The organism is Methylibium sp. Pch-M (genome assembly GCF_004136295.1).
GTDB classification, from domain to species: domain Bacteria; phylum Pseudomonadota; class Gammaproteobacteria; order Burkholderiales; family Burkholderiaceae_C; genus Methylibium; species Methylibium petroleiphilum.
This window is the reverse complement of record NZ_CP029606.1, coordinates 2,702,639-2,727,266: the sequence shown is the minus strand read 5'-3', so window position 1 is coordinate 2,727,266 and position 24,628 is coordinate 2,702,639. Positions and strand designations below refer to the sequence as shown.

Genomic DNA, 24,628 nt, shown 5'->3' with positions numbered 1-24,628 from the left:
TCAGAAGTGGTACTCGGCGCGGATCATCGGCGTGCGCGCGGTCGCGCCCTCGCCGGCCCCCGGGGTCTCGGTCGGGTTGCCGAACTTGTTCTTCCAGTACTCGTAGGCGATGCCGACCTTGAAGGTGCCCTTGGGAGCGCCCGCCAGCAGGCCGACGTCGAGCATCAGCTTCATGTCGACGTGGGTCTCGGGCTTGGTCGGGCCGCCGAACTCGTTGGTGCCCTTGTCGCCGATGTAGAGCGCGTAGCCCTCGAAGGCCAGCGGCAGGCTCCCGATCGGGATGCCCCACTCCGCCGCCAGCGCCGGGTGGGTGTCGTAGGTGTAGCGGTCGGCGATGCCCTTGGGCGAGTTGCTTTCCTTGAAGGCCAGCAGCGAGAGATTGGCGAAGCCCGGCACGTCGAACATCACCGTGGGGCCGAACACGAACATGCGCTTCTTCGAGGCATAGCCGTCGTTCTTGGTGTTCCAGTCGAAGCCGGCGGTGAAGCCGAAGCCGCGCACCGGGCCGACCTTGAGGTCCTTGCCCATCACCTTGCCGATGTCGAGCAGGTGGCGGTAGACGATGTAGACCTCCTGCGCGCCGGAGGCGCCGGGCGTGCCGTCGCCCGGGTCGTTGCGGTCCGAGAGCAGCAGGTCGGCGTTGAAGAAGTTCACGCCGTACTTGTAGCCGCTCACGTGCGTGAGGCCGACGATCGTCTTGGTGATGTCGTTGCGCGAACCGTCCGGGTTGTTGTTGTAGGGCTCGGCGAACTGGGTGCCGTAGCGCACGCTGATCGCGGTATCGCTCCAGTCGGCGGCGAGGCTCGTGAGGCTCGTGGCGGCGAGCGCGAGCGCCAGGGCGGTCTTGCAGGTCGGGTTCATCATGATCCTTCGGAGGAGTGGTGGGGCGTCGGTGAGCGGAGCAGCCTCGGTCGCTCTCCGCCCAACGCGGCGCGACTTCCGGACTCGCTCCGTCCTTGCGCAACTTCCGTACCAGAAGGAAAGGCCGCTCCGCCGGCCCCGATGCCACCAAAAGAGGCATCGTCCTTTTTGTATACCAGTTTGTGCACCATGTTGAATCCCACGCCGGAACGAACCGCCCAACGGCGACGCAGGCGCCGCGCCCGCGTTCAGCCGCGTTCGTGGCGGCAGCTGCCGGCCACGTAGGTGGCGACGAGGTTGCGCTCGTCGCCCAGCGTCATCCAGGCGAACACGCGCTCGTGCAGCGCGGCCAGCGGCGACACGCCGGCACGGCCGCGGCGCGCCACCGCGTCGCGGTGCGTCGCCACCGGGCCCACGGCCCAGTCCCACACCGCCAGGTCGGCCAGCGCGCCGGCGCCGAGCTGCCCGATCTCGTGCGCCAGGCCCAGCGCCTCGGCGGCGCCGCGCGTGGCCGCATGCAGCGCCTTCCAGGCGCTCAGCTTCACGCCGCGCAGCGCCTGCACCTTGTAGGCGTCGGCCAGCGTGCGCAGCATCGACAGGCTGGTGCCGCCGCCCACGTCGCTGGCCATCGACACGCGGTAGCCGGTGTCGACCGCGGCCTGCCAGTCGAACAGCCCGCTGCCGAGGAACAGGTTGCTCGACGGGCAGAAGGCGATCTGCGCGCCGGTGTCGCGCAGCAGCGCGCGGTCGGTGTCGTCGAGCCAGATGCCGTGCGCGAGCACCGCGCGCTCGTGCAGCAGGCCGTGGCGGTGGTAGACGTCGAGGTAGCTGCGCGCCTCGGGGAACAGCTCGGCGATCCAGCGCACCTCGTCGGTGTTCTCGGCCACGTGGGTCTGCAGGTAGACGCCCGGGTGTTCGCGGCACAGCCGACCGGTCATCGCCAGCTGTTCGGGCGTGCTGGTGGCCGCGAAGCGCACCGTCACGGCATACGACAGGCGGCCGTTGCCGTGCCAGCGCGCGATCAGATCGGCGCAATCGCGCTCGGCCTGCAGCACGTCGTCGCGCAGGCCGTCGGGCGCATGGCGGTCCATCAGCACCTTGCCGGCCACCAGCCGCATGCCGCGCGAGCGGGCCGAGGTGAACAGCGCCTCGGTCGCGCCCTTGTGGACGGTCGGGAACACCACCGCCGCAGTGGTGCCGTGCGCCAGCAGCGCATCGACGAAGCGCTCGGCGCCGCTGGCCGCCACCAGCGGATCGGCATAGCGCAGCTCGGCAGGGAAGGTGTAGGTGTTCAGCCACTCGAGCAGCGCGGTGCCGTAGCTCGCGATCACGTCGAGCTGCGGGCAGTGCACATGGGTGTCGATGAAGCCCGGCGTGATCAGCCGCCCGGCGTGGTCCACGCGCTGCCAGCTGGCGTCGGGGCCGCTGCCGGCGCGGGCCGGCTCGGCGCCGACGATGCGGCCATCCTCCACCAGCAGCCAGTGGTCGGGCCGGTAGCGCACGCCGGCGGCGTCGCCGGGGGCGGCGAAGCCAGGGTCGGCCTCGATGTCGAGCAGGTCGCCGAACAGGGCCAGCCGTTGGCTCATGCGGTGCTCCCTTGCGTGGTCATCAGTGAGCGCCGGCGCGCGGGACCGCGGCACCCGGCTTCGGCAGGCCGCGCGCCACGTCGCGCATCACGCCGCGCAGCCAGCGGCCGGCGGCCGACTGGTGGCTCAGCTCGTGCCAGAGCTGGTAGTAGACCAGCGCCGGGAACGGCACCGGGCAGCGCACGATGCGCAGGCCCGGCAGCTGACCGACGTAGCGGCTGCAGAACAGCCGGCCGGTGGTGAGCACCAGCCGCGAGTGCGCCACCATCTGCGGCCCCAGGCCGAAGTAGGGGCTGCGCACCACGATGTCGCGCGCCAGACCCAGCGCGTCGAGGTGCTCGTCGATCACACCGCGCGCGCCAGGATGCAGCGGCGTCGGCGCGATGTGCTCGCTGGCCAGGTAGCGCTCGGCGGTCCAGCTGCGCGGGCTCTTCACGGCCGGGTGGTCCTCGGCGACCAGGCAGACGATCTCGTCGGACAGCAGGCGGCCCAGGTGCAGCTCGGCCGGTGGCCGCAGCCAGTTGCCGATCACCAGGTCGACCTCGCCGCGCGCCAGGCCCTTGCGGTAGTCGAACTCGGCCGACAGCGGCAGCACCTCCACGCGGATGCCCGGTGCCTCGGCGCGCAGCCGCGTCACGAGCGCGGGCAGGAACTGCGGGTCGAGGTAGTCGCTCGCCGCCACGCGGAAGGTCGTCTCGCTGTGCGCCGGGTCGAAGGCCAGCGCCTCGGCGCGCGAGCCGAACAGCCGCTCGGCGCTGCGCAGCAGATCGGCCGCCGGCTCCAGCAGCTGCAGCGCCACCGCGGTCGGCGCCATCCCGGTGCCGGAACGCACCAACAACGGGTCGCCGACCAGCGCACGCAGGCGCTTCAGCTGGGCGCTGACGGCCGGCTGGGTGCTGCGCAGCCTGAGGGCGGCGCGCGAGACGCTGCGTTCGGTGATCACGGTATGGAGGACGCGGACGAGATGGAGCTCGATCTTGTCGAAAAGCGTGGGCTGGCTCATATCGTCATCGGCATACCGGTTATCGCTGGCATCGTATTCGCATGGGGTCAGCGTGGAGTACCTTCGGCCCGAACTGCAAGATCCGTCCGACCGCGCCCCGCCCACCGCTCCCTCGACACCACGCAATGAGCCTGCCAGCCGTTCGCTTCTTCCACCGCGGCCGCGTCGTCGCGGTCGAGGGCGCGTCGCCGACGCGCAGCGTGCTGAACTGGTTGCGCGAGGACGCCCGCTGCACCGGCACCAAGGAGGGCTGCAACGAGGGCGACTGCGGCGCCTGCACCGTGGTCGTCGCCGAACTGGCCGAGCATGCCGAGGCGGTGGGCACGCCCTCGGCGCGCGCCACCGTGGTCGGCGGCCTCAGCCTGCGCACGGTGAACAGCTGCATCCAGTTCCTGCCCACGCTGCACGGCAAGGCGCTGCTGACGGTGGAGGATCTGCAGGCGATCGCCCAGGGCGTGGCCGTCGCGGACCCCGGCGTGGGCACGCTGCACCCGGTGCAGCAGGCCCTGGTCGACTGCCACGGCTCGCAGTGCGGCTTCTGCACGCCGGGCTTCGCGATGTCGCTCGCGGCCTGCTACGAACGACACTGCCAGGCCGGTACGCAGCCGACGCGCGCCGAGCTGGCCGACGAGCTGTCGGGCAACCTGTGCCGCTGCACCGGCTACCGCCCCATCCTCGACGCCGGCGAGCGCATGTTCACGCTGCCACCGAGGCGGCTGGACACCGCGCCCCTCGTCGCGGCGCTGCGGCAGCTGCAGGAGCAGCAGGCCGGCCTCGACACGCACGAGCCCGCCGTCGGCTTCCACGCGCCGCGCACGCTGCCGGCGCTGGCCGCGCTGATCGAGGCGCGGCCGCAGGCACGGCTGCTGGCCGGCAGCACCGACATCGGGCTGTGGGTCAACAAGCAGTTCCGTGCGCTCGGCGAGATCGTCTACCTCGGCGACGTCGACGCGCTCAAGCGCATCGAGTGGCAGGGCGACACGCTGCGCATCGGCGCCGGCGCGCCGCTCGAGGACGCTTGGCGCGCGCTGGTCGGCGTCGCCCCGGCGCTCGCCGAGGTGTGGCGCCGCTTCGCGTCGCTGCCGGTGCGCCATGCCGGCACCATGGGCGGCAACGTCGCCAACGGCTCGCCGATCGGCGACAGCGCGCCGGTGCTGCTGGCGCTCGATGCCGTGCTGGTGTTGCGCCGCGGCGCGCAGCAGCGCCGCCTGCCGCTGGCCGAGTTCTACGTGGACTACATGAAGAACCGGCTGGCGCCGGGCGAGTTCATCGAGGCGATCGAGCTGCCGCGCCCGGCCGCCGCAATGCAGGTGCGGGCCTACAAGCTCAGCAAGCGCTTCGACTGCGACATCTCGGCGGTGTGCGCCGGCCTTGCGATCACGCTCGACGGCGAGACGGTGGCGCAGGCGCGCTTCGCGTTCGGCGGCATGGCGGCCGTCGTCAAGCGGGCCGCGGCCACGGAGGCGGCCGTCGTCGGGCAGCCCTGGACCGAGATCACCGTGCGGGCGGCGATGACCGCGCTGGCCACCGACTACGCACCGATGACCGACCTGCGGGCGTCGGCTGCCTACCGCCTGCGTGCGTCGCAGAACCTGCTGATGCGGCTGTGGCTGGAGACGCGGCCGGTCGCGCCGCTGCCGATCGCACAGACCAACGTGTGGGCTGCCGCTTGAGTCAGCCCATACGGCATCCATGAGCCCCTTTTCGATGCCTGATCCTGTCGTTCCTGTCGGGCGCGTGCGGGGCCATGGGCGGGCGAGCGTCATCGCTTAGCGGGAGTACCCGATGCGCGCTGCCACTCACCCGCCCACGACCCCGCCGAACCGGCTGTTCGGCTCCGTGATCGCTCCAACGTCTCCGCGGCGAGGCTGCGGGTGGGGTCGGCGCAGCGCATCGGGTACCCCCGCTAAGCGGAGCCGGCCCCACCCGCAGCCTCGCCGCAGCGCGGACCAGGGGCCTTGGCGTCGAAACCCCCGGGGCTCTTCGGTGATGCGCCCTTTCGCCGGGCCTGATCCTGTCGTGCCCGCCATATCGCTCCAACGTCTCCGCGGCGAGGCTGCGGGTGGGGTCGGCGCAGCGCATCGGGTACCCCCGCTAAGCGGAGCCGGCCCCACCCGCAGCCTCGCCGCAGCGCGGACCAGGGGCCTTGGCGTCGAAACCCCCGGGGCTCTTCGGTGATGCGCCCTTTCGCCGGGCCTGATCCTGTCGTGCCCGCCATGCGCGTGCGGGGCCATGGGCGGGCGAGCGTCATCGCTTAGCGGGAGTACCCGATGCGCGCTGCCACTCACCCGCCCACGACCCCGCCGAACCGGCTGTTCGGCTCCGTGATCGCTCCAACGTCTCCGCGGCGAGGCTGCGGGTGGGGTTGGCGCAGCGCATCGGGTACCCCCGCTAAGCGGAGCCGGCCCCGCCCGCAGCCTCGTCGCAGCACCGCCCCGAAGACCCTGGCATGAACAGGAACTGGAGACTCCGGTGAACAAGCAGGCCGACGCCTTCCTCGTCGACAGCGACACCCAGCCCCCCTCGGTGCAGAACGCCCCCGAGGCCGGCCGCGCACGGCCCCATGAGTCGGCGCACCTGCACGTGGCCGGTGCGGCGCCCTACATCGACGACCTGCCCGAGCTGGCAGGCACGCTGCACGCGGCGCTGGGCCTGTCGCCGGTGGCGCACGGCGTGCTGAAGGCGATCGATGTGGAAGCGCTGAAGGCCCTGCCCGGCGTCGTGGCGGTGCTGACCGCGGCCGACATCCCCGGCCCCAACGATTGCGGCCCCATCGTGCACGACGAGCCCATCCTCGCCGCCGGCCACGTGCACTACCTCGGCCAGCCGGTGTTCGCGGTGATCGCGACCGACCGCGAGCGGGCACGCCGCGCCGCCGCCCAGGCCAAGACCGTGCTCTCGATCGACCCGCTGCCGCCGGTGCTGAATGCGCTGGAGGCGCATGCGAAGCGGCAGTACGTGCTGCCCGACATGCACCTGGTGCGCGAATCGGCGCCCGGCGCGCTGCGCGCCGCGCTCGCCGCCGCGCCGCACTGGCTGCAGGGCACGCTGAGCGTCGGCGGCCAGGAGCAGTTCTACCTGGAAGGCCAGATCTCCTACGCCTGCCCGACCGAGAACGCCGGGCTCAAGCTGCACTGCTCGACCCAGCACCCGAGCGAGATGCAGCACCTGGTGGCGCATGCGCTGGGCTGGCGATCCAACCAGGTGCAGGTCGAGTGCCGGCGCATGGGCGGCGGCTTCGGTGGCAAGGAGTCGCAGTCGGCGGTGTTCGCCTGCGTCGCCTCGGTGGCCGCGGCCCGGCTGCAGCGACCGGTGAAGCTGCGCGTGGACCGCGATGACGACTTCCTCGTCACCGGCCGCCGCCACGGCTTCGAGTACGCCTGGGAGGTCGGCTGCGACGACGCGGGCCGCGTGCTGGCGGCCGAGGTGACGATGGTGTCGAACGCCGGCTGGAGCGCCGACCTGTCGGGTCCGGTGATGACGCGCGCGCTGTGCCACTTCGACAACGCCTACTGGCTGCCCGAGGTGGCAATGCACGGCCACAGCGCGCGCACCAACACCCAGAGCAACACCGCCTTCCGCGGCTTCGGCGGGCCGCAGGGCGCGATCGCGATCGAGGTGATCCTCGACTCGGTGGCGCGCCGGCTCGGCCTGGACCCACTGGCGGTTCGGCGCGCCAACTTCTACGGCACGGCCTCGAACAACGTCACGCCCTACGGCCAGCGCGTCGACGACAACGTGATCGCGCCGCTGGTCGACACGCTGTCCGCGAGCAGCGACTACGCGGCACGGCGCGCGGCCGTCGCCGCCTACAACGCCGCCAGCCCGGTGCTGAAGAAGGGCCTGGCGCTGACGCCGGTGAAGTTCGGCATTTCGTTCAACGTGGCGCATTTCAACCAGGCTGGCGCACTGGTGCACCTCTACACCGACGGCTCGGTGCTGGTGAACCACGGCGGCACCGAGATGGGCCAGGGTCTGAACACCAAGGTGGCGCAGGTGGTGGCGCACGAGCTCGGCATCGCCTTCGAGCGCGTGCGCGTGAGCGCCACCGACACGCACAAGGTCGCCAACACCTCGGCCACCGCGGCGTCGACCGGCAGCGACCTGAACGGCAAGGCCGCGCAGGACGCGGCGCGCCAGCTGCGCGAGCGGCTCGCCGCGCTGGCCGCCGCGACGCATGGCGGCACGGCCCAGGCCGTGCGCTTCGCCGACGACCGCGTGCACGTCAATGGCGCGATCCTCGACTTCGACGCGCTGGTGGCGCAGGCCTACGCCGCGCGCGTGCAGCTGTGGAGCGACGGCTTCTACGCCACGCCGGGCCTGCACTGGAACCGCGAGACGCTGCAGGGCCGGCCGTTCTACTACTTCGCCTATGGCGCCGCAGTGGCCGAGGTGGTCGTCGACACGCTGAGCGGCGAGCACCGCCTGCTGCGCGCCGACCTGCTGCACGACGTGGGCCGCTCGCTGAACCCGGCGGTCGACATCGGCCAGGTCGAGGGCGCGTTCATCCAGGGCATGGGCTGGCTGACCTCGGAGGAGCTGGTCTGGCACCCGACCACCGGCCTGCTGCTGACGCACGCGCCCAGCACCTACAAGATCCCGACCGCGAACGACTGCCCGCCGGTGTTCCGCACCGCGCTGTTCAAGAACAACGACAACGTCGAGGACAGCATCCACCGCAGCAAGGCGGTCGGCGAGCCGCCGCTGCTGCTGCCGTTCTCGGTGTTCCTGGCGATCCGCGACGCGGTCTCGGCGGTCGGCGGCCACCGCGTCGACCCGCCGCTGCGCGCGCCCGCCACGCCCGAGGCGGTGCTCGACGCGATCGACGCGGTGCGCGCGGCACGCTGAAGCCCCCATGACCCTGCGCGCCCACGCCCTCCGCTGGCTCGGTGAATCCCGCCCGGCGATCGTCGTCGAAGTCGCGGCCACGCGCGGCTCGGTGCCCCGCGAGGCCGGCACGCGCATGCTGGTGGCGGCCGACTCAGTGCGCGGCACGATCGGCGGCGGCCACCTCGAATGGCAGGCCATCGCGCAGGCGCGCGAGCGGCTGGCGCGCTGCACCACCCGCGGCGACGAGGCGGCGCAGGAACAGACGCTGGCGCTCGGCCCCTCGCTCGGCCAGTGCTGCGGTGGCGAGGTCACGCTGCGCTATGCGCCCCTCGACGCGGCGTCGCTGGCGGCTTGGCCCGAGACCGTGCCGCGCTTCCATCTGCAGCTCTACGGCGCCGGGCACGTGGGCCGCGCGATCGTGGCGCTGCTGGCCGGCATCGATTGCCGCGTGCAGTGGATCGACGAGCGCGAAGCCGAGTTCGACGCCTTCGCGGCGCAGGCGCCGCTGCCGCCGCACGTGCAGGCGCTGTGCGTCGACGCGGTCGAGGCCGAGGTGACGCAGGCGCCGCCCGGCGCCTGCTACCTGGTGCTGACCCACGAGCACGACCTCGACCTGCGCATCACCGAAGCCGTATTGCGGCGCGGTGACTTCGCCTACTGCGGGCTGATCGGCTCCCGCACCAAGCGCGCACGCTTCGTGCATCGCTTCCAGGAGCGCGGCGTGTCCGACGCCGCGATCGCCCGCCTGACCTGCCCGATCGGCCTCCCCGGGATCACCGGCAAGGAGCCCGCGGTGCTGGCGATCGCAGCGGTGGCGCAGTTGCTGCAGACAACGGTTTCCAGCGGTGGCTGACCAGCAAGCGGCGAAGCGGGCGCCGCGCCGGTCCGCTCTGTTGCGTTCATGTCCCCCGAGCCCGCCCTCCGGCCGGACTCTCCTCCTCTACTTCACTCCACACAGCGGCCCGTCACGGCGCTTCGATACACCGTGGACTGCGGGAGGTTGAAGACCTTCGCACGCCACGGTGGTGCGTGCGACCAGGACGTCGGGTGAATGGCGAAGCGAAGTAGAGGAGGAGAGCCAGCCCGTCGGGCTGGGCTCGGGGGACATGAGCGGAGCCGTTCGCCCGACGGCCTGGTCAGCAGCGCACGATCCTGGCAGGCCACACGCAGTACGAGTTCAGGACGCCGCCACCGCCGCTCCTGCCGCCGGCGATGGCCCGCCTTCCTGCGCCGGCACCACCTCACCGTCCAGCACCTTGTGCGCCCGCTCTCGATCGATGTCGCCCTCCCAGGCGGCCACCGCCACGGTCGCCACGCAGTTGCCGATCAGGTTGCCGAGCGCCCGCGCGATGCCCATGAACCAGTCGACGGAAAGCACCAGCACCAGCCCGATCGCGGGAATCGCCGGGATGGCCTGCAGCGTGGCGGCCAGCACCACGATGGCCGAACCGGGCACGCCATGCGCGCCCTTGCTGGTCACCAGCGAGATCGCCAGGATGGTCAGCAGGTCGGTCATCGTGATCGGCGTGTTGGTCGCCTGGGCGATGAACACCGCGGCAAGCGTGATGTAGATCGAGAACGCGTCCAGGTTGAAGGAGTAGCCGGTCGGGATCACCAGACCCACGGTCGAATCGCGGATGCCCATGTGGCGCAGCTTGGCCATGATCTGCGGAAGCACGCTGTCGGACGACGTGGTGGCGAACACCACCGCGAGTTCCTCGCGCAGGTAGCGCAGCAGTTTCCACAGGCTGAAGCCCGAGGCTCGCATGATGCCGCCCAGCACCACCGCGACGAACAGCACCACCGCCCCATAGAACAGCAGGACCAGCAGGCCCAGTTGCTTCAGCGAGCCGACACCGTACTTGCCGACCGTGAAGGCGATCGCGCCCAGCACCCCCAGCGGCGCCAGCTTGATGATCAGCCCCATGATCTTGAACAGCACCAGCGACAGCTCGTCGATCAGCCCGGCCACGGCACGGCCTTTCTCGCCCACCAGCGCCAGCGCGCAGCCGAACAGCACCGCGAACAGCAGCACCTGCAGCACGTCGCCGGTCGCGAAGGCGGCGACCACGGTGGTCGGGATCAGCTTCATCAGGAACTCGACGGTGCCGCCGCCGGTGAGCTTGCTGGCGTTGTCGGCATAGGCGCTCATGGCCTTGGCGTCCAGCGTGGTGGGGTCCACGTTCATGCCGACCCCCGGCTGGAACAGGTAGCCTAGCGCGAGCCCGAGCGCCAGCGCGACCGCGGTGACGACCTCGAAATACACCAGCGCCTTCACGCCGACCCGTCCCACGCGCTTCAGGTCGCCCGCGCCGGCGATGCCATGCACCACAACGCAGAACACCAGCACCGGAATGATCATCTTGATGAGCTTGATGAAGGCATCGCCCAGCGGCTTGAGCTTCACCGCCGTCTCGGGCCACAGCAGGCCCAGCAGCACGCCCAGCGCGAGGGCCAGCACCACCTGGCCGAACAGGGAACGCAAGAACTTGGGCATGGCAGGCTCCCGGGCAGCGAACGGTGGAGGGGCGAAGCGCCCGGCGGTTCATGCAAGCTCGGTGCCTGCATCGCGGCGCGCCGCCCCGGCGGGCCCGCCGCCGCTCGCGGGCTTTCCCTCATGCAACTACTACATCACTAACATATTATTGGTGTGCAAGAGGCGGAATGCCCTGCCGGACCGCCCGGTCCTGCCGCTCGAACCCTTCAGAGGAGACCCGGATGAAGTTCAATCGACGTGAAATGCTGGCCTGCCTGGGCAGCAGCGCGGCCGGCCTGGCGATGCCGATGGCGGCGTGGGCCCAGAGCTGGCCGTCCAAACCCATCAAGCTGGTCATCGGCTACAGCACCGGCGGCTCGACCGACGCCACCGCCCGCCTGGTGGGCCGGCAACTCGAGCAGCGGCTCGGCCAGCCGATGGTGTTCGAGTACAAGCCGGGCGCCGGCGCGTCGATGGGGGCCGAATTCGTGGCCAAGTCGGTGGCCGACGGCTACACGATCGGCCTGACCGACACCGGTCCGATGGCGGTGGTGCCGCACCTGCGCAAGCTGGCCTACGACCCGACGAAGGACTTCACGCCGCTGTCCTATGTGTGCGCGACCGGCCTCGCGGTGCTGGTGCACCCCAGCGTGCCGGCCAGCAACATCAAGGAACTGATCGCGCTGGCGAAGGCCGATCCCGAGAAATACAACTACGCCAGTTCGGGCGTGGGTTCGGTGCACCACCTGGCCGGCGAGCTGTTCAAGTCGCAGGCGGGCGTGAAGATGGCGCACGTGCCCTACCGCGGCGCCGGCCCGGCGCTGACCGACCTGGTCGGCGGCCAGATCCCGGTGATGTTCGCCACCATCGGCCCGTCGCTGCAGATGATCTCGGCCGGCAAGGTCAAGGCGCTGGGCGTCACCTCGTCGAAGCGCTCGAAGGCGCTGCCCGACGTGCCCACGGTGGCCGAGCAGGGCCTCGCCGGCTACGAGGCGGTGCTGTGGTTCTCGATCGTCGGCCCGGCCAACCTGCCGGCACCCATCTCCGCGCGGTTGCAGAAGGAACTGCAGGCCTCGCTGGTCGATCCCGAGCTGATCCGCGAGCTGGAGAAGCTGGGCAACGACGACATCGGTCCGCGCACACCGCAGGAGGTGGCCGCGCTGGTGAAGTCGGAAATGGAGAAGTGGGGCCGCGTGATCAAGGATGCGCACATCACCGTCGACAGCTGAAGCCGGCTACGCTGGCGCCGTGGAGAGGGATGGATCGCGCGAAGGACGACGCTGAATGACGAAGAGCTGGAACCGCGGCGCCGAGCAGAAGCGGCAGCGCCTGGCGGCGGCCCGGGTGCAGGGGCTGGACAAGCTCGTCCCGGCCGAGCGGGCGATCGACCTGCTGGAAGCGGTGCTGACGCCGGGCGACCGCCTGTGCGTCGAGGGCAACAACCAGAAGCACGCCGACTTCCTGTCGGCCTGCCTCGCCAAGGTGGACCCGGCGCGCGTGAACGGGCTGCACATCGTGCAGTCCAACCTTGCGCTGCCGCAGCACCTCGACGTGTTCGAGCGCGGCATCGCCGCGAAGCTGGACTTCTGCTACTCCGGCGAGCAGGGCGTGCGCATGGCGCGGCTCATCAAGGAGGGCCGCATCGAGGTCGGTGCGATCCACACCTACCTCGAGCTCTACAGCCGCTACTTCGTCGACCTGACGCCGCAGGTGGCCTTCGTGGCCGCGCAGAGCGCCGACGCCGAAGGCAACCTCTACACCGGCCCCAACACCGAGGACACGCCGGCGGTGGTGGAAGGCACGGCGTTCAAGAACGGCATCGTGATCGCCCAGGTCAACGAGATCGTCGAGCGCGTGCCGCGCGTCGATGTGCCGGCCGGCTGGGTGAGCTTCGTGGTGCCCTCGCCGAAGCCGCACTACATCGAGCCGATCTTCACGCGCGACCCGGCGCAGATCAGCGAGATCCAGGTGCTGATGGCCATGATGGTGATCAAGGGCCTGTACGCGCCCTACCAGGTGAACCGCCTGAACCACGGCATCGGCTTCGACACCGCGGCGATCGAGCTGATCCTGCCGACCTACGCCGCGTCGCTGGGGCTGAAGGACAGGATCTGCAGCTTCATGACGGTCAACCCCTGCCCGACGCTGATCCCGGCGATCGAGGCCGGCTTCGTCAAGGGCATCCACTGCGCCGGCTCCGAGCTCGGGATGGAGCGCTACATCGAGGAGCGCTCCGACGTGTTCTTCAACGGCCCCGACGGCACGATGCGCTCGAACCGCGTGTTCTGCCAGCTGGCCGGCCACTACGTCGACCTGTTCATCGGCTCCACGCTGCAGATCGACCTGGAGGGCAACTCCTCCACCGCCACGCTCAACCGCATCGCCGGCTTCGGCGGCGCGCCCAACTTCGGCTCGGAGTCGCGCGGCCGGCGCCACGCCAGCCCCGGCTGGCTCAAGGCCGGCGAGGAGAGCGCCGCCTCTCGCATGTCGGCCATGCCGCGCGGCCGCAAGCTCGTGGTGCAGCTGGTCGAGACCTTCCGCGAGAAGATGCAGCCGACCTTCGTCGAGCGGCTCGACGCCTGGCAGCTGCAGGAGGATTTCGACCTCGACCTGCCGCCGGTGATGGTCTACGGCGACGACGTGACCCACATCGTCACCGAGGAAGGCATCGCCCACCTGCACCGCTGCAACACGCTGGCCGAACGCGAGCAGGCGATCCGCGGCGTGGCCGGCTACACGCCGGTGGGGCTGGCGCGCGACCCGCTCGCGGTCGAGGCGCTGCGCCGCCAGGGCATCATCCAGCGGCCCGAGGACCTGGACATCGACCCGCGCCTGGCCACGCGTGACCTGCTGGCCGCGAAGTCGATCAAGGACCTGGTGCGCTGGTCCGGCGGGCTCTACGACCCGCCCAACCGTTTCCGCAACTGGTGAACGAGCGTCGTGCGCGATGGAACACCTTGAATACGAGTTCGGCCCCTTCGAACCGCTGCCGCCCGGGCAGGCCCCCGCGCTGGCCGGCGTGGTGAGCTCCGGCAACATGGAGGCGCTGCTCGAGCCGAAGGCGCTCGACGGCCGCCTGCGCTTCGTCATCGACACCTCGATCGAGGGCTACACCGACACCTGGCAGGCGGTGGCGGCGAACTTCGCCGCGCGGCACCGCGTCGGCAACCTGCTGGTCACCGTGAACGATGCCGGCGCGACCCCCTCGGTGGTGGCGCTGCGCCTGGCGCAGGCGATGGAGGAGTTGCGCGGATGACGAGCGATCGCACCGGGCTGCCCGCCACCGAGCGCAGCTTCTACGAGGCCACCGCGCGCCAGCGCGTGCGCGGCCTGTTCGACGCCGGCTCGGTGCACGAATGGCTGCCGCCGTCGCAGCGCATCGTCAGCCCGCACCTCGAGCAGCTCGGCCAGCCGCGCGCGCTGGACGACGGCGTGATGATCGGCCGCGCCGCGCTGGCCGGCCGGCCGGTGCTGTTCGCCGCCGAGGAGCCCGGCTTCATGGGCGGCTCGGTCGGCGAGGTGCACGGCGCCAAGCTCACCGGCCTGCTGGAACGCGCCGCGCGCGACCGGCCGGCGGCCGTGGTGCTGCTGCTCGACACCGGCGGCGTGCGGCTGCACGAGGCCAATGCGGGGCTGATCGCGATCTCGGAGATCCAGCGCGCGGTGTTCTCCGCGCGCGCCGCTGGCGTGCCGGTGATCGTGGTCTCGGGCGGGGCCAACGGCTGCTACGGCGGGCTGGGCATCGTGGCGCGCTGCTGCGACCACATCGTGATGACCGAGGAAGGCCGGCTCTCGGTCTCCGGGCCGGAAGTGATCGAGTCGCAGAAGGGCGTGGAGGAGTTCGACGCCAAGGACCGCGCGCTGGTGTGGCGCACGATGGGCGGCAAGCACCGCTACCTGATCGGCGAGGCCGACGGCTTCGCGCGCGACACGATGGACAACCTGCGGCGGGCCGTCGCGGCCTGCTTCGACCGGCCGGTGCCGCTGACACTGGAGGCGGTGGAGCGCGAGCACGCGGCGCTCGGCCGCCGGCTCGAGCGCTTCGGTGCGGCGCCCGACGCGCTCGACATCTGGTCGGGCCTGGGCGTGGCCGAGCCGCGGCAGCTGCCGCTGCTCGACACCGAGGCCTTCACCGCCCTCGCCGACCGCGTGAAGGAGCGCAGCGATGTCTGATGCCCGCAGCCCCGCACTGGCCCTGTGCGACAGCCTGTTTCCCGGCGGCCACGACGTGCGCGCCGAAGGCCTGCTGCTGTGGGGCAGCGGGCGCACGGCCGACGGGCCCTTGGCGGTGGTGGGCACCCGCGAGCACGCGGCGATCGGCGTCGACCTCGCGCATGCGCTGGCCGCCCGGGTGCTGCAGGTGGTGCGCGAGCACCCCGGCCGGCCGATCCTGATGCTGGTCGACACCCAGGGCCAGCAGCTGTCGCGACGCGACGAGCTGCTCGGCAACGGCGGCTACCTGGCGCACCTGGCCAAGTGCTTCGAGGTCGCGCGCCGCCGCGGCCACCGGCTGCTGAGCCTGGTGTACGGCGAGGCGGTCAGCGGCGGCTTCCTCGCGCTCGGCATGATCGCCGACCGCACCTATGCGCTGGCCGACGCGCAGATCCGCGTGATGGCGCTGCCGGCCATGGCGCGCATCACGCAGATCCCGATCGAGGAGCTGCAGGAACTCTGCCGCAGCTCGGCGATCTTCGGGCCCGGCGTCGACAACTACGCGCGGCTCGGCGCCGTCGAGGCGGTGTGGCCGCAGGACGCGCTCGCCGAAGGCCTGGTGCAGGCGCTGCGCATGCCGGTCGTCCCGGACCCGCGCGCCGCGCTCGGCCGCGAGCGTGGCGGTCGCACGCTGGCCCACGACGTGGTGCAGGCGGTCTTGCAGGCCGCCTGAGGCGGGCGCGCGATGGAGTTCGCCCCGCAGAACGCCAGGCCGTGGCGCCACCGCCGCGTGTGGCTCGTGCCGGATCTCGGCCCGGCCGACCTGGACGGCCTGGGTGACCCCACCGACGCCCAGGCGGTGGTCGACTGGGCGCAGGCCGGCCGGCCCTTCATCGGCCGCGCGGCGCAGCCCGGCGACGGCACCGGCCGCCTGCCGCTCGGGCTGGCGCTGCCGCCGCAGCCGCGCAAGCGCCGCCTGTCGTTCAGCGTGGCGCCGGCGGCCGTGAGGCTGGTCTCGGCGCCACCGGCGCTGGGCGACGCGCTGGCCCACCTGCCGGCGCGCCTGCGCGAGCCAGCGGCGCAGCTCGAATCGCGCGCCTTCGCGCTCGGCCTGCCGGTGCACGTGTTCGGCTCGGCGTTCTGGCAGCAGGCCAGCGGGCTGGTCTACCTGAACGAGCACTCCGATCTCGACCTGCTGGCCTGTCCGCCCAGCGCGGCGGTCGCGCGCGCCTGGCTCGAGGCGCTGGCCGAGGTGCAGGCCGGCAGCGCGGCCCGGCTCGACGGCGAACTCCAGCTGCCCGACGGCGCGAGCGTGGCCTGGCGCGAACTGGCCGCCGCGCCGGCGCAGCTGCTGCTGAAGTCCGACCACGGTCCGGCGCTGCGCGAACGGGCCGCGGTGTGGGCCGCCTGGGGTACCGTGTCGACACCATGCTGAGCCTGCCGACGCCTCCCTCGCTCCTGCATGCCGAGCCGGCGTGCGGCCACGCGTCGCGCGCCGTGCGCAACGCCGCGGTGCGGGCGCTGCTGGGCGAGCTGGTCACCTACCCCAAGCCGGGCCTCGTGAGCCTGTGCGACAGCGGCAGCCACCGCGACATGGACGCCGCGAGCTTCGTGCGCAGCAGCCTGGCGCTGCGCCGCTACTTCGAGCAGGCCGCCGCGGCCGGCGCCCAAGGCGCGAGCTTCGCCACGCTGAACCGGCTGGGGCGCGCCGCCGAGGCACGCATGCTGCGCGCGACCGGCGGCGTCAACACCCACCGCGGCGCGATCTTCAACCTCGGCCTGCTGGCGGCGGCGGCCGGGGCGCGCACGCCGCGGGAACACGCGCCGCTCGGCGAGCGCGTGCGGCAGCTGTGGGGCACCGACATCGCCGCGCACCGCCGCGACGGCAGCAGCCATGGCAGCCGCGTCACCGCCACGCACAGCGCCGGCGGCGCGCAGGCCGAGGCGGCCGCCGGCTTCCCCTCGGTCTACCGCCTCGCGCTGCCGGCCTACCGCGACGCGCTTGCGCGCAACGGCGCCGCCAACGCGGCGCGCGTGCAGGCCTTCTTCACGTTGATGGCCGAACTGGCCGACACCAACCTGCTGCACCGCGGCGGGGCGGCCGGCCTGGCGTTCGCGCAGAGCGCCGCACGCCAGTTCCTCGACGCCGGCGGCGTGCACCGCAGCGGCTGGCAGTTGCACGCGGTGCGCGTGCACCGGCAGCTGGTGGAGCGCTGGCTGAGCCCGGGCGGCAGCGCCGACCTGCTGGCGGCCTGCCTGTTCGTCGCCGCCGTCGAAACGGCGCGCTGAAGAAGGCCCTCCGGGTGCGCGACTACGCCATCGTCTGCCCCGGCCAGGGCACACAGTCGCCGGACATGTTCGACCTGGTGGCCGCGCACCCGCGCGGCCTTGCGGTGCTGCAGGACTTCGGCGCGGCGCTCGGCCGCGACCTGGTGGCCGAGGCACAGGCCGGCACCGGCCTGCACGCGAACGCCTGGGCGCAACCGGCGCTGGTGGCACTGGCCCGCGCCAGCTGGGAGATCCTGGCGCCCGAGCTGCCGGCGGCGCCGGCGGCATTCGCCGGCTACAGCGTGGGCGAGGTGTCGGCCTGGAGTTGCGCCGGCGCCTGGGATGTCGCAGGCTCGGCGCGCATCGCCGCCACCCGCGCCGCGCTGATGGACGCCGCCAGCCCGCCGGGCAGCGGCATGCTCGCAGTGCGCGGCCTGCCGCTGCGGGCGATCACCGAACAGGCGGGCGCCGCCGGCCTGCACGTGGCCATCGTCAACGGCGATGACCATGCGGTACTGGCCGGGCCGACCGCTGCGCTCGACACGGCCGAGGCCGCCCTCGCTCCGCGCGGCGCCTGGCTGCGCCGGCTCGAGGTGCAGGTGCCGTCGCACACGCCGCTGCTGGCGGCTGCGGCCCGCAGTTTCGCGGCCGTCGTGGCCGACACGCCGGCGCGGGCACCGTCCGCGCCGGTGCTGCGTGGCATCGACGGACGGCGCTGCCACGACGCGCCGGGCGGCCTGGCCGCGCTGGCCCGCGCGATCGCCGAGCCGGTGCGCTGGGCCGACGGCATGCGCGAGCTGTCCGAGAGCGGCGTGAGGGTGGTGCTGGAGCTCGGCCCCGGCCGCTCGCTGGCCAAGCTGCTGGCCGAGGCGCAGCCCGACATCGATGTCCGCTCGGTCGCCGATTTCCGCTCCTGGCGCGGCGTGGCCGACTGGCTGAGGGCCCGGCTCGACGCCTGAGGCGGCGGCGCCCCGGCCGCGCTCCGCACCGCCCCACCGATCGCAAGCTCGGCCGCGACCTGCGGCCCCGGTGAAACCCCGAGGCCGGCGGGCTTGACGAACTCTTTGTCGGCAACTAATATGTTAGTACCATACCGACAATCGGAGACCCACCATGATGACCGAACGTCAACGCAAGTTCCGCGAACAGTACAAGTCCAACATCAGCCCGCTCTACAACGGCCTGCTGCACGTCGCGGTGATGTTCGCCGCCGGCATCGGCGGCATCTGGTACTGCGCCACGCAGCTGCAGAACCCCACCTGGGAATGGCTGATGGTCGCGCCGGTGTTCCTGTTCGGCAATTTCGTCGAGTGGGCCATGCACACCTACGTGATGCACCGGCGCATCGACGTGTTCGCGCTGCGCGCGATCTACGAGCGCCACACCCGCGAGCACCACCAGTACTTCACCGACAACGAGCCCACCATCGACACCGTGCGCGAGTTCCGCATCGTGTTCTTCCCGTGGCGCGTGCTCACGGTGCTGGGCATCGGCGGCACGACGCTGGGCTTCCTGACCAGCCTGGTGTGGAACGCCAACGCGGGCTACATCGTCTTCATCACGATGGTGGCGATGTACCTCAACTACGAGATCTTCCACTACTGCTGCCACGTGCACGACAACTGGTTCGTGCGCAACATGCCCTTCATCAACACGATCCGGCGCCACCACACCGCGCACCACAACCAGGGGATCATGATGAAGTACAACATGAACCTGTCGTACCCGATCGCCGACTACCTGATGGGCACCAGCGACCTGCGGCGCGGCCTGTTCGGCCACCTGTTCAACGGCTACAGCAACGAGCACGTGAAGGAGGAGCTGCGGCCCATCATCGCGCGCTTCCGCACCGCCGACGTGCAGAACACTCGCGTCACGCTCGACGGGCCGATCCTCGAGAACGACGAGCGGCGCGCGATGGCCCTGTAAGGCCGGGCCGACGGCTGGCCCTACACTGCGGCGGCGCGTCGATCGCACCGCCTGCGGCCACTGTGCCGTCGACCCGATCGATGCGGGTGCCGTGCCCCCGGAGATCGACTGTCGACCGCGGGGGCGCGGTCACAGCGGCCGATCCATAGAAGAGCAGCAACATGCCAGCACGCCCCGCCCCGACGAAGCCCACCCCCCGCCGCGCCCCGCCGCGCCGCCCGGCCGCCAGGCCCGCCGCGCGGCACGCCTCCGATCCACTGGCCGCCGTGCCGTCGGCCCGACCCGAGACGCTGACCGGTCAGGCCTACCGGAAGATCGAGGAACTGATCGTCACGCTGGAGCTGCGCCCCGGCACCGCGATGTCGGAGGCCGAGCTGTCGCAGCGTCTCGGCATCGGCCGTACGCCGGTGCGCGAGGCCCTGCAGCGGCTCGCTCGCGAACACCTGGTGTCGATCCTGCCGCAGCGCGGCAACCTGGTGTCCGAGATCGACGTGCGCAAGCAGTTGCGCCTGCTGGAGACGCGCCGTGAGGTGGAGCGGCTGATCGTGCGCTGCGCCGCGCGCCGCGCCGGCGACGACGAACTCACCGAGTTCACCGAGCTCGCCAAGGCCTTCGAGGCGGCCGCGATCAGCGGCGATGCCACCGCTTTCATGCGCGCGGACAAGGCCTTCAACGATCTGAGCCTGAAGGCCGCGCGCAACGAGTTCGCGGCCGGCGCGATGGGCCTGATGCACGGCCTGTCGCGGCGCTTCTGGTTCCTGCACTACCGCCAGGCGGCCGACCTGCCGGCCATGGCCGCGCTGCACGGCCGGCTGGCGCGCGCGATCGCAGCGCGGGACGAGGCTGCCGCGGCCCACGCTCTCGACGCGCTGCTCGACAACCTGGAAGAGTTCACCAAGGCGACGGTGTCGGTCGAGGTCTGATCGCGCTTCTGGCCGGTGGGCTCGGTGGAGACGAATCCGCAACAGGGTTGATCCACGGCGCGTGCTCGGGGATCACCTCGTCGCACCTCGCGATCGGTCGATGGAATTGCGCAGGTCCGGCCTGCGATGTCCCGCCCCAGCTGTTGACGGCGGTGGCGCCACAAGCGTGACCCTGTCGCCTCGCGCTCTAACGAGGCAGCGAGACTGAGCGCCCTGAAATAGATTCTCATTCTGCACAAATATAGAAAAATGCATAGAATGAGATTCATAATGCCAGCCAAAGCACCTCCTGTCGGCGAATTCCTCGCCACCCGGCTACAAGCCCTGGGCGAGAGCATTCGCGCCCACCGTGGACGCCAGAAAGTCAGCGCCACAGTGGCCGCGGAAGCCGCGGGCATGTCCCGGGTGACCTGGCACCGCATCGAACGGGGCGAGCCTTCCGTGACCATGGGTGCCTACCTCAGCGCCATCGACGCGATCGGATTGCAACTGGAGCTTCGCGATCCGCAGGCCCGCCCGGCCACTGCCGACAGGGCCAGCCTGCCGGAGCGTGTGCGGCTGGGCGATTTTCCCCAGCTCAAGCGCCTGGCCTGGCAACTGCACGACGTCGAAGAACTCAGCCCGGTGGATGCCTTGAACCTGTACGAGCGCAACTGGCGTCACATCGACCGAGCCCGTATGGAGCCGGCCGAGCGTGCACTGCTCCAAGTCCTGGTGGACCAACTCGGCGGGGGGCGCCTGCTTGTTTGAACGGCCACATCACCGCCGCATCGCGACCGTCCTGGCAGCCCTGGACGCCGACGCTCTGGTGGCGAACGACTGCCTCTTCGGTGGCGGAACCGCCATGGCGCTGCGGTACGGCGAATACCGTGAGTCGGTCGACATCGACTTCCTGGTCTCCAGGGTCGAGGGCTATCGCCAACTGCGTCAACGGCTGACCGGCCCGGAAGGCATGCGCGCCCTCTCGCGGCCCGGCCACACACTGAACCAGGCCCGCGAGGTGCGCGCAGACCAATACGGCCTCCGCACCATGCTGCAAGTCGACGGCGCCGACATCAAGTTCGAGATCGTGCTCGAGGGCCGGATCGAGCTGGAAGCTCCCGGTGCGGACGATCGGCAGTGCGGCGTGGCGACGCTGACGCCGCTGGACATGGTGACGAGCAAGCTGCTGTCCAACTCCGACCGCTGGCGCGACGATGCCGTGATGAGCCGGGATCTGATCGACCTGGCGATGATGGCGCCGCCCAAGGCGCTGATGAAACTGGCCATGGCCAAGGCCCGAGGTGCCTACGGCGACAGCGTGGCAGCCGATTTGGCGCGCGCCGTGGAGGACCTGCGAGCACGCCCCCACCGGCTGGACGCGTGCATGAAATCGATGGCGATGACCACCGTGTCGAAGGCGGCGCTATGGGCTCGCATCAAGGCGCTGGTGCGCTGAAGCACCGACTTCGACGGCGCGAAGAAGAAGGCGCTCGAGGATGGCGTCAGCGCGAGCGCAACCCCGGCCGCTCTAGGGCCTGTTCACGCTATCAGAGGGCATGCGCCGGGGCCAGGCAGGCCAGCGGGCGAGGCGCGGCCAAGGCCGTGTGCCCCCGGCACACCACGAGGCCGTAACGACGCCCGCTGGCCTGCCTGGCCCCGGCCCGCAGGGTGATCCCAGGAAGCGGGCGCCCTCCGCGTTGCAAATGCTCGCCGTAGCCCACGCTACGGCTGTGCTTTGCGCCTCGATGGCGCCCGCTTCTTGGGTCACGCAAGCCCTCCGATAGCGTGAACAGGCCCTAGCGTCACACGTGGCGCCGCTTTTCCACCAGGTTCATGAACTGCTCGTACTCCCGGTCGTCGACGCCGTAGCTGTGGTCGTCGTCGGGGAAGCGACCGGTCTTCACCTCGTCGACGTAGGCCTTGAGGCCCTGCACCGCCACCTCGGTCAGGTTGGCATAGCGCTTGGTGAACTTGGGCTTGAAGTCGGTGAACACGCCCAGCAGGTCGTAGGACAGCAGGATCTGGCCGTCGCAGCCGGCGCCGGCACCGATGCCGATGGTGGGGATCTCGAGCTGCTTCGAGATCAGCGTCGCGATCTTCGCCGGCACCGCCTCGAACTCCAGCATGAAGCAGCCGGCGTCCTGGATCGCGAATGCGTCCTCCAGGATCTTCATCGCCGCCTCGGCCGTGCGGCCCTGGATCTTGAAGCCGCCGAACATCGCGATGGTGTGCGGTGTGAGCCCGATGTGCGAGGCGGTCGGGATGCCCGCGTCGACCAGCGCCTTCAGGATGTGCGCCTGCGACTTGCCGCCCTGCGGCTTGACCGCGTCGCAGCCGCCGTCCTGCATGAAGCGGGTCGCGTTGAGCAGCGCGCGGTCCACCGTGTTGTAGCTCTGGTAGGGCATGCAGCCCAGCGTGAAGGTGCGTGGCGCGCCGCGGCGCACTGCCTGCGCGTGCATCACCATCATGTCCATCGTCGCCGGCACGGTGCTGCTGTGACCGTGCGCGACCATCGCCAGGCTGTCGCCCACCACCGCCACGTCGACACCGGCGAGCTCGGCCCACTTGGCCGAGGTGTAGTCCGGCACCGAGGTGTAGACCATCTTCTCGCCGCTCTTCTTCGAGTCGCGGATCTCGGTGATGGTGCGCTTCTTGCGCTCGGGCGGGGCGGCGGCAACAGCGGCGGCGTCGGACATGGCGGTCTCCTTCGAGCATTTGATATGTCACTAGCATATCAATGTTCGACAGTACGCCAATGCGGGGAAACGCCGCGCTGGGCGGCGGGCGGCGGCCGGGCCGCTCAGGCACGTCCGGCGCCGTCGACGAGCTGCCGCGCCAGCCGGTTGTGCCGGCGCACCAGGGCCGGCAGTTCCAGCGTGGTCAGCTCGCCGTCGCGCACCACCACGCGGCCGTGCACGAGGGTGTGGCGGGCCCGCGGCGGCTGGCAGAACAACAACGCGGCCAGCGGATCGTGCAGCGCGCCGGCCAGGCCCACGTCGTCGAGCGCGAAGATCGCCAGGTCGGCCGCCATGCCGGGCGCGAGCACGCCGATGTCGTCGCGGTTCAGCACCGCAGCGCCGCCGCGCGTGGCCAGCTCGAGCGCCTCGCGCGCGCCCATCGCCGACGGCCCGCGCTCGGGGCCGTGCGCCACGCGCTGCAGCAGCATCGCCATACGCGCCTCGGCCAGCAGGTGGCCGCCGTCGTTCGAGGCCGAGCCGTCGACGCCCAGGCCCACCGGCACGCCGGCGTCGCGCATCGCGCGCACCGGTGCGATGCCCGAGGCCAGCCGCATGTTCGAGCAGGGGCAGTGCGCCACGCCGGTGCCGGTGCGCGCGAACAGCCCGATGCCCGGCGCGTCGAGCTTGACGCAGTGCGCGTGCCACACGTCGCGGCCGACCCAGCCCAGGTCCTCGGCGTATTCGGCCGGCGTCATGCCGAACTTCTGGCGGGAGTAGTCGATGTCCTTGTCGTTCTCCGCGAGGTGCGTGTGCAGCGAGACACCGAAGCTGCGCGCCAGCGCGGCCGACTCGCGCATCAGCGTTCGGCTCACCGAAAACGGCGAACACGGCGCGACGACGATGCGCCGCATCGCGAAGCGCGCCGGGTCGTGCCAGCGCTCGATCAGGCGCTGCGTCTCCTTCAGGATGGCGGGCTCGGACTCGACCACGCGGTCGGGCGGCAGGCCGCCCTGGCTCTGGCCCACGCTCATCGAGCCGCGCGCGGCATGGAAGCGCATGCCGATCTCCGTGGCCGCCTCGATACTGTCGTCGAGCGTCACGCCGTTCGGATAGAGATAGAGGTGGTCGCTGCTGGTGGTGCAGCCGGCCAGCAGCAGCTCGGCCATCGCGGTCTGCGTCGACACCTGCACCATCTCGGGCGTGAGCCCGGCCCAGATCGGGTAGAGCGTGCCCAGCCAGTCGAACAGCTCGCAGTCCTGCGCGATCACGCGGGTCAGCGACTGGGTCATGTGGTGGTGGGTGTTGACCAGTCCGGGCACGACAAGGTGCTCGCGTGCGTCGATCACCGCGTCGGCGCTGCCCGGGAGCTCGGCGGCCGGCCCCACGGCCTCGATCACGTGGTCGCGGATGAAGACGCTGCCGTCGGGGATCTCGCGGCGCTGGTCGTCCATCGTGACGACGAGACGGGCGTTGTGGATCAGCAGGGTGGGCATGGTGGCGGCGCGTTGAGGTGTTGCGGGAGGTTCATGCATCGGGAGGGGCGGCCGACGAGGGGCCGGACCGTGCCGGGTGCGCACGGTCGGCGGCCGCCGCTGCGCGACGGCTGCCCTGCGGTGCTCGGGCGCATGGCCGCGTCGCGGAACTCGCTGCGTTCGCGCTGCTCACTGCGCTCGGACAACCGCGACGAGCTTGTCCACGATGCGCGCTGCGCGCGCGGCCATGCCCCCTGCGCGCCTCGGCGCCACCCCATGCGCGCCCGGCGCGGTCCAGCCCCTCGTCGGCAGAGAGACGGCTGGGGCTGGGGCTGCTGGAACACCACGAGCGCGGCGGGTGCGGCAGGCGGTGTGTGTCGGGGGCGAGGTCGGGGGCGACGAGGCGCGCAGCGTCGGGGTGGGCGCGCGCAGCGCGCTGCGTAGGCTGACTCGTCGCGGTTGTCCGAG

21 protein-coding genes are annotated in these 24,628 nt (G+C 71.5%); 15 read left to right on the top strand and 6 right to left on the bottom strand.

All coding sequences use genetic code 11. The annotated features are described in order from the left end of the window. From C1M51_RS13220 to C1M51_RS13210, 3 genes are all read right to left on the bottom strand, one after another. Complete coding sequence (locus tag C1M51_RS13220; protein ID WP_129450426.1) at window positions 1-861, bottom strand: outer envelope protein; 861 nt, start codon at window positions 859-861, stop codon at window positions 1-3. 248 nt (window positions 862-1,109) lie between these two features. Next, window positions 1,110-2,447 (bottom strand): guanine deaminase, encoded by a 1,338-nt coding sequence (gene guaD, locus C1M51_RS13215; protein ID WP_129450424.1) that lies wholly within the window; start codon window positions 2,445-2,447, stop codon window positions 1,110-1,112. A 22-nt stretch (window positions 2,448-2,469) separates the two neighbouring features. Continuing rightward, window positions 2,470-3,450, bottom strand: a complete 981-nt coding sequence (locus C1M51_RS13210) for a LysR family transcriptional regulator (protein ID WP_129450422.1) — start codon at window positions 3,448-3,450, stop codon at window positions 2,470-2,472. Between the two features lie 125 nt (window positions 3,451-3,575). Between C1M51_RS13210 and xdhA the strand changes: the two genes are divergently transcribed. The 3 genes from xdhA to xdhC all read left to right on the top strand — a co-directional run bounded on the left by xdhA (window position 3,576) and on the right by xdhC (window position 9,133). After that, window positions 3,576-5,123 carry a xanthine dehydrogenase small subunit gene (gene xdhA / locus C1M51_RS13205; protein ID WP_129450421.1) on the top strand — a complete coding sequence of 516 codons (1,548 nt, stop codon included), beginning with the start codon at window positions 3,576-3,578 and terminating at the stop codon, window positions 5,121-5,123. Between the two features lie 853 nt (window positions 5,124-5,976). Next, on the top strand, window positions 5,977-8,298 hold the full coding sequence (xdhB, locus tag C1M51_RS13200; protein WP_129452195.1) for a xanthine dehydrogenase molybdopterin binding subunit: 2,322 nt from the start codon (window positions 5,977-5,979) through the stop codon (window positions 8,296-8,298). Between the two features lie 7 nt (window positions 8,299-8,305). Next, on the top strand, window positions 8,306-9,133 hold the full coding sequence (gene xdhC, locus C1M51_RS13195; RefSeq protein WP_129450419.1) for a xanthine dehydrogenase accessory protein XdhC: 828 nt from the start codon (window positions 8,306-8,308) through the stop codon (window positions 9,131-9,133). Window positions 9,134-9,457: 324 nt separating this feature from the next. Here xdhC and C1M51_RS13190 read toward each other — a convergent pair whose 3' ends face one another. Next, window positions 9,458-10,777, bottom strand: coding sequence for a C4-dicarboxylate transporter DctA (locus C1M51_RS13190; RefSeq protein WP_129450417.1), 1,320 nt, complete (start codon window positions 10,775-10,777; stop codon window positions 9,458-9,460). Window positions 10,778-10,998: 221 nt separating this feature from the next. On the opposite strand from C1M51_RS13190, the gene C1M51_RS13185 reads away from it, so the two are divergent. From C1M51_RS13185 to C1M51_RS13130, 12 genes are all read left to right on the top strand, one after another. Continuing rightward, on the top strand, window positions 10,999-11,985 hold the full coding sequence (locus C1M51_RS13185) for a tripartite tricarboxylate transporter substrate binding protein (protein ID WP_242499687.1): 987 nt from the start codon (window positions 10,999-11,001) through the stop codon (window positions 11,983-11,985). Window positions 11,986-12,040: 55 nt separating this feature from the next. Next, entirely contained in the window at window positions 12,041-13,687 is a 1,647-nt protein-coding gene (gene mdcA, locus C1M51_RS13180) for a malonate decarboxylase subunit alpha (RefSeq protein WP_129450413.1), read from the top strand. Between the two features lie 16 nt (window positions 13,688-13,703). Further along, window positions 13,704-14,012, top strand: coding sequence for a malonate decarboxylase acyl carrier protein (mdcC, locus tag C1M51_RS13175; protein WP_129450411.1), 309 nt, complete (start codon window positions 13,704-13,706; stop codon window positions 14,010-14,012). Continuing rightward, the gene (locus C1M51_RS13170; RefSeq protein ID WP_129450409.1) at window positions 14,009-14,929 is read left to right on the top strand and encodes a biotin-independent malonate decarboxylase subunit beta; all 921 of its coding nucleotides are present in this window, start codon (window positions 14,009-14,011) and stop codon (window positions 14,927-14,929) included. The genes mdcC and C1M51_RS13170 overlap by 4 nt, the downstream gene beginning before the upstream one ends. Beyond that, window positions 14,922-15,641 (top strand): biotin-independent malonate decarboxylase subunit gamma, encoded by a 720-nt coding sequence (locus C1M51_RS13165; RefSeq protein WP_129450407.1) that lies wholly within the window; start codon window positions 14,922-14,924, stop codon window positions 15,639-15,641. The genes C1M51_RS13170 and C1M51_RS13165 overlap by 8 nt, the downstream gene beginning before the upstream one ends. Before the next feature lie 12 nt (window positions 15,642-15,653). Further along, complete coding sequence (gene mdcG / locus C1M51_RS13160) at window positions 15,654-16,343, top strand: malonate decarboxylase holo-[acyl-carrier-protein] synthase (RefSeq protein WP_129450405.1); 690 nt, start codon at window positions 15,654-15,656, stop codon at window positions 16,341-16,343. Next, entirely contained in the window at window positions 16,337-17,197 is an 861-nt protein-coding gene (gene mdcB, locus C1M51_RS13155; RefSeq protein WP_129450403.1) for a triphosphoribosyl-dephospho-CoA synthase MdcB, read from the top strand. The genes mdcG and mdcB overlap by 7 nt, the downstream gene beginning before the upstream one ends. A 14-nt stretch (window positions 17,198-17,211) precedes the next feature. After that, window positions 17,212-18,135, top strand: a complete 924-nt coding sequence (locus C1M51_RS13150) for an acyltransferase domain-containing protein (protein WP_129450402.1) — start codon at window positions 17,212-17,214, stop codon at window positions 18,133-18,135. 154 nt (window positions 18,136-18,289) lie between these two features. Beyond that, a complete protein-coding gene (locus tag C1M51_RS13145; RefSeq protein ID WP_129450400.1) occupies window positions 18,290-19,105 on the top strand; it encodes a fatty acid hydroxylase family protein in 816 nt (271 codons plus the stop codon). A gap of 161 nt (window positions 19,106-19,266) precedes the next feature. Continuing rightward, window positions 19,267-20,028 (top strand): GntR family transcriptional regulator, encoded by a 762-nt coding sequence (locus tag C1M51_RS13140; protein ID WP_129450398.1) that lies wholly within the window; start codon window positions 19,267-19,269, stop codon window positions 20,026-20,028. 270 nt (window positions 20,029-20,298) lie between these two features. Further along, complete coding sequence (locus C1M51_RS13135; RefSeq protein ID WP_165349690.1) at window positions 20,299-20,778, top strand: helix-turn-helix transcriptional regulator; 480 nt, start codon at window positions 20,299-20,301, stop codon at window positions 20,776-20,778. Next, window positions 20,723-21,466: a nucleotidyl transferase AbiEii/AbiGii toxin family protein gene (locus C1M51_RS13130; RefSeq protein WP_242499685.1), complete on the top strand. Its 744-nt coding sequence runs from the start codon at window positions 20,723-20,725 to the stop codon at window positions 21,464-21,466. The genes C1M51_RS13135 and C1M51_RS13130 overlap by 56 nt, the downstream gene beginning before the upstream one ends. Before the next feature lie 346 nt (window positions 21,467-21,812). Here C1M51_RS13130 and panB read toward each other — a convergent pair whose 3' ends face one another. Both panB and C1M51_RS13120 read right to left on the bottom strand, forming a co-directional pair. Further along, window positions 21,813-22,706, bottom strand: a complete 894-nt coding sequence (gene panB / locus C1M51_RS13125; RefSeq protein ID WP_129450393.1) for a 3-methyl-2-oxobutanoate hydroxymethyltransferase — start codon at window positions 22,704-22,706, stop codon at window positions 21,813-21,815. A gap of 104 nt (window positions 22,707-22,810) precedes the next feature. Then, the gene (locus tag C1M51_RS13120; RefSeq protein WP_207207748.1) at window positions 22,811-24,220 is read right to left on the bottom strand and encodes an 8-oxoguanine deaminase; all 1,410 of its coding nucleotides are present in this window, start codon (window positions 24,218-24,220) and stop codon (window positions 22,811-22,813) included. Window positions 24,221-24,628: the final 408 nt, after the last annotated feature.

What these genes read in the sequence shown, in the direction of transcription:
- xdhC (WP_129450419.1), top strand. Translation starts at nt 8,306, where the DNA reads ATGACCCTGCGCGCCCACGCCCTCCGCTGGCTCGGTGAATCCCGCCCG.
- C1M51_RS13220 (WP_129450426.1), bottom strand. Translation starts at nt 861, where the DNA reads ATGAACCCGACCTGCAAGACCGCCCTGGCGCTCGCGCTCGCCGCCACG.
- C1M51_RS13165 (WP_129450407.1), top strand. Translation starts at nt 14,922, where the DNA reads ATGTCTGATGCCCGCAGCCCCGCACTGGCCCTGTGCGACAGCCTGTTT.
- C1M51_RS13140 (WP_129450398.1), top strand. Translation starts at nt 19,267, where the DNA reads ATGCCAGCACGCCCCGCCCCGACGAAGCCCACCCCCCGCCGCGCCCCG.
- C1M51_RS13185 (WP_242499687.1), top strand. Translation starts at nt 10,999, where the DNA reads ATGAAGTTCAATCGACGTGAAATGCTGGCCTGCCTGGGCAGCAGCGCG.
- C1M51_RS13145 (WP_129450400.1), top strand. Translation starts at nt 18,290, where the DNA reads ATGATGACCGAACGTCAACGCAAGTTCCGCGAACAGTACAAGTCCAAC.
- panB (WP_129450393.1), bottom strand. Translation starts at nt 22,706, where the DNA reads ATGTCCGACGCCGCCGCTGTTGCCGCCGCCCCGCCCGAGCGCAAGAAG.
- mdcC (WP_129450411.1), top strand. Translation starts at nt 13,704, where the DNA reads ATGGAACACCTTGAATACGAGTTCGGCCCCTTCGAACCGCTGCCGCCC.
- mdcG (WP_129450405.1), top strand. Translation starts at nt 15,654, where the DNA reads ATGGAGTTCGCCCCGCAGAACGCCAGGCCGTGGCGCCACCGCCGCGTG.
- C1M51_RS13210 (WP_129450422.1), bottom strand. Translation starts at nt 3,450, where the DNA reads ATGAGCCAGCCCACGCTTTTCGACAAGATCGAGCTCCATCTCGTCCGC.
- mdcA (WP_129450413.1), top strand. Translation starts at nt 12,041, where the DNA reads ATGACGAAGAGCTGGAACCGCGGCGCCGAGCAGAAGCGGCAGCGCCTG.
- xdhA (WP_129450421.1), top strand. Translation starts at nt 3,576, where the DNA reads ATGAGCCTGCCAGCCGTTCGCTTCTTCCACCGCGGCCGCGTCGTCGCG.
- C1M51_RS13120 (WP_207207748.1), bottom strand. Translation starts at nt 24,220, where the DNA reads ATGCATGAACCTCCCGCAACACCTCAACGCGCCGCCACCATGCCCACC.
- guaD (WP_129450424.1), bottom strand. Translation starts at nt 2,447, where the DNA reads ATGAGCCAACGGCTGGCCCTGTTCGGCGACCTGCTCGACATCGAGGCC.
- C1M51_RS13190 (WP_129450417.1), bottom strand. Translation starts at nt 10,777, where the DNA reads ATGCCCAAGTTCTTGCGTTCCCTGTTCGGCCAGGTGGTGCTGGCCCTC.
- mdcB (WP_129450403.1), top strand. Translation starts at nt 16,337, where the DNA reads ATGCTGAGCCTGCCGACGCCTCCCTCGCTCCTGCATGCCGAGCCGGCG.
- C1M51_RS13135 (WP_165349690.1), top strand. Translation starts at nt 20,299, where the DNA reads ATGCCAGCCAAAGCACCTCCTGTCGGCGAATTCCTCGCCACCCGGCTA.
- C1M51_RS13170 (WP_129450409.1), top strand. Translation starts at nt 14,009, where the DNA reads ATGACGAGCGATCGCACCGGGCTGCCCGCCACCGAGCGCAGCTTCTAC.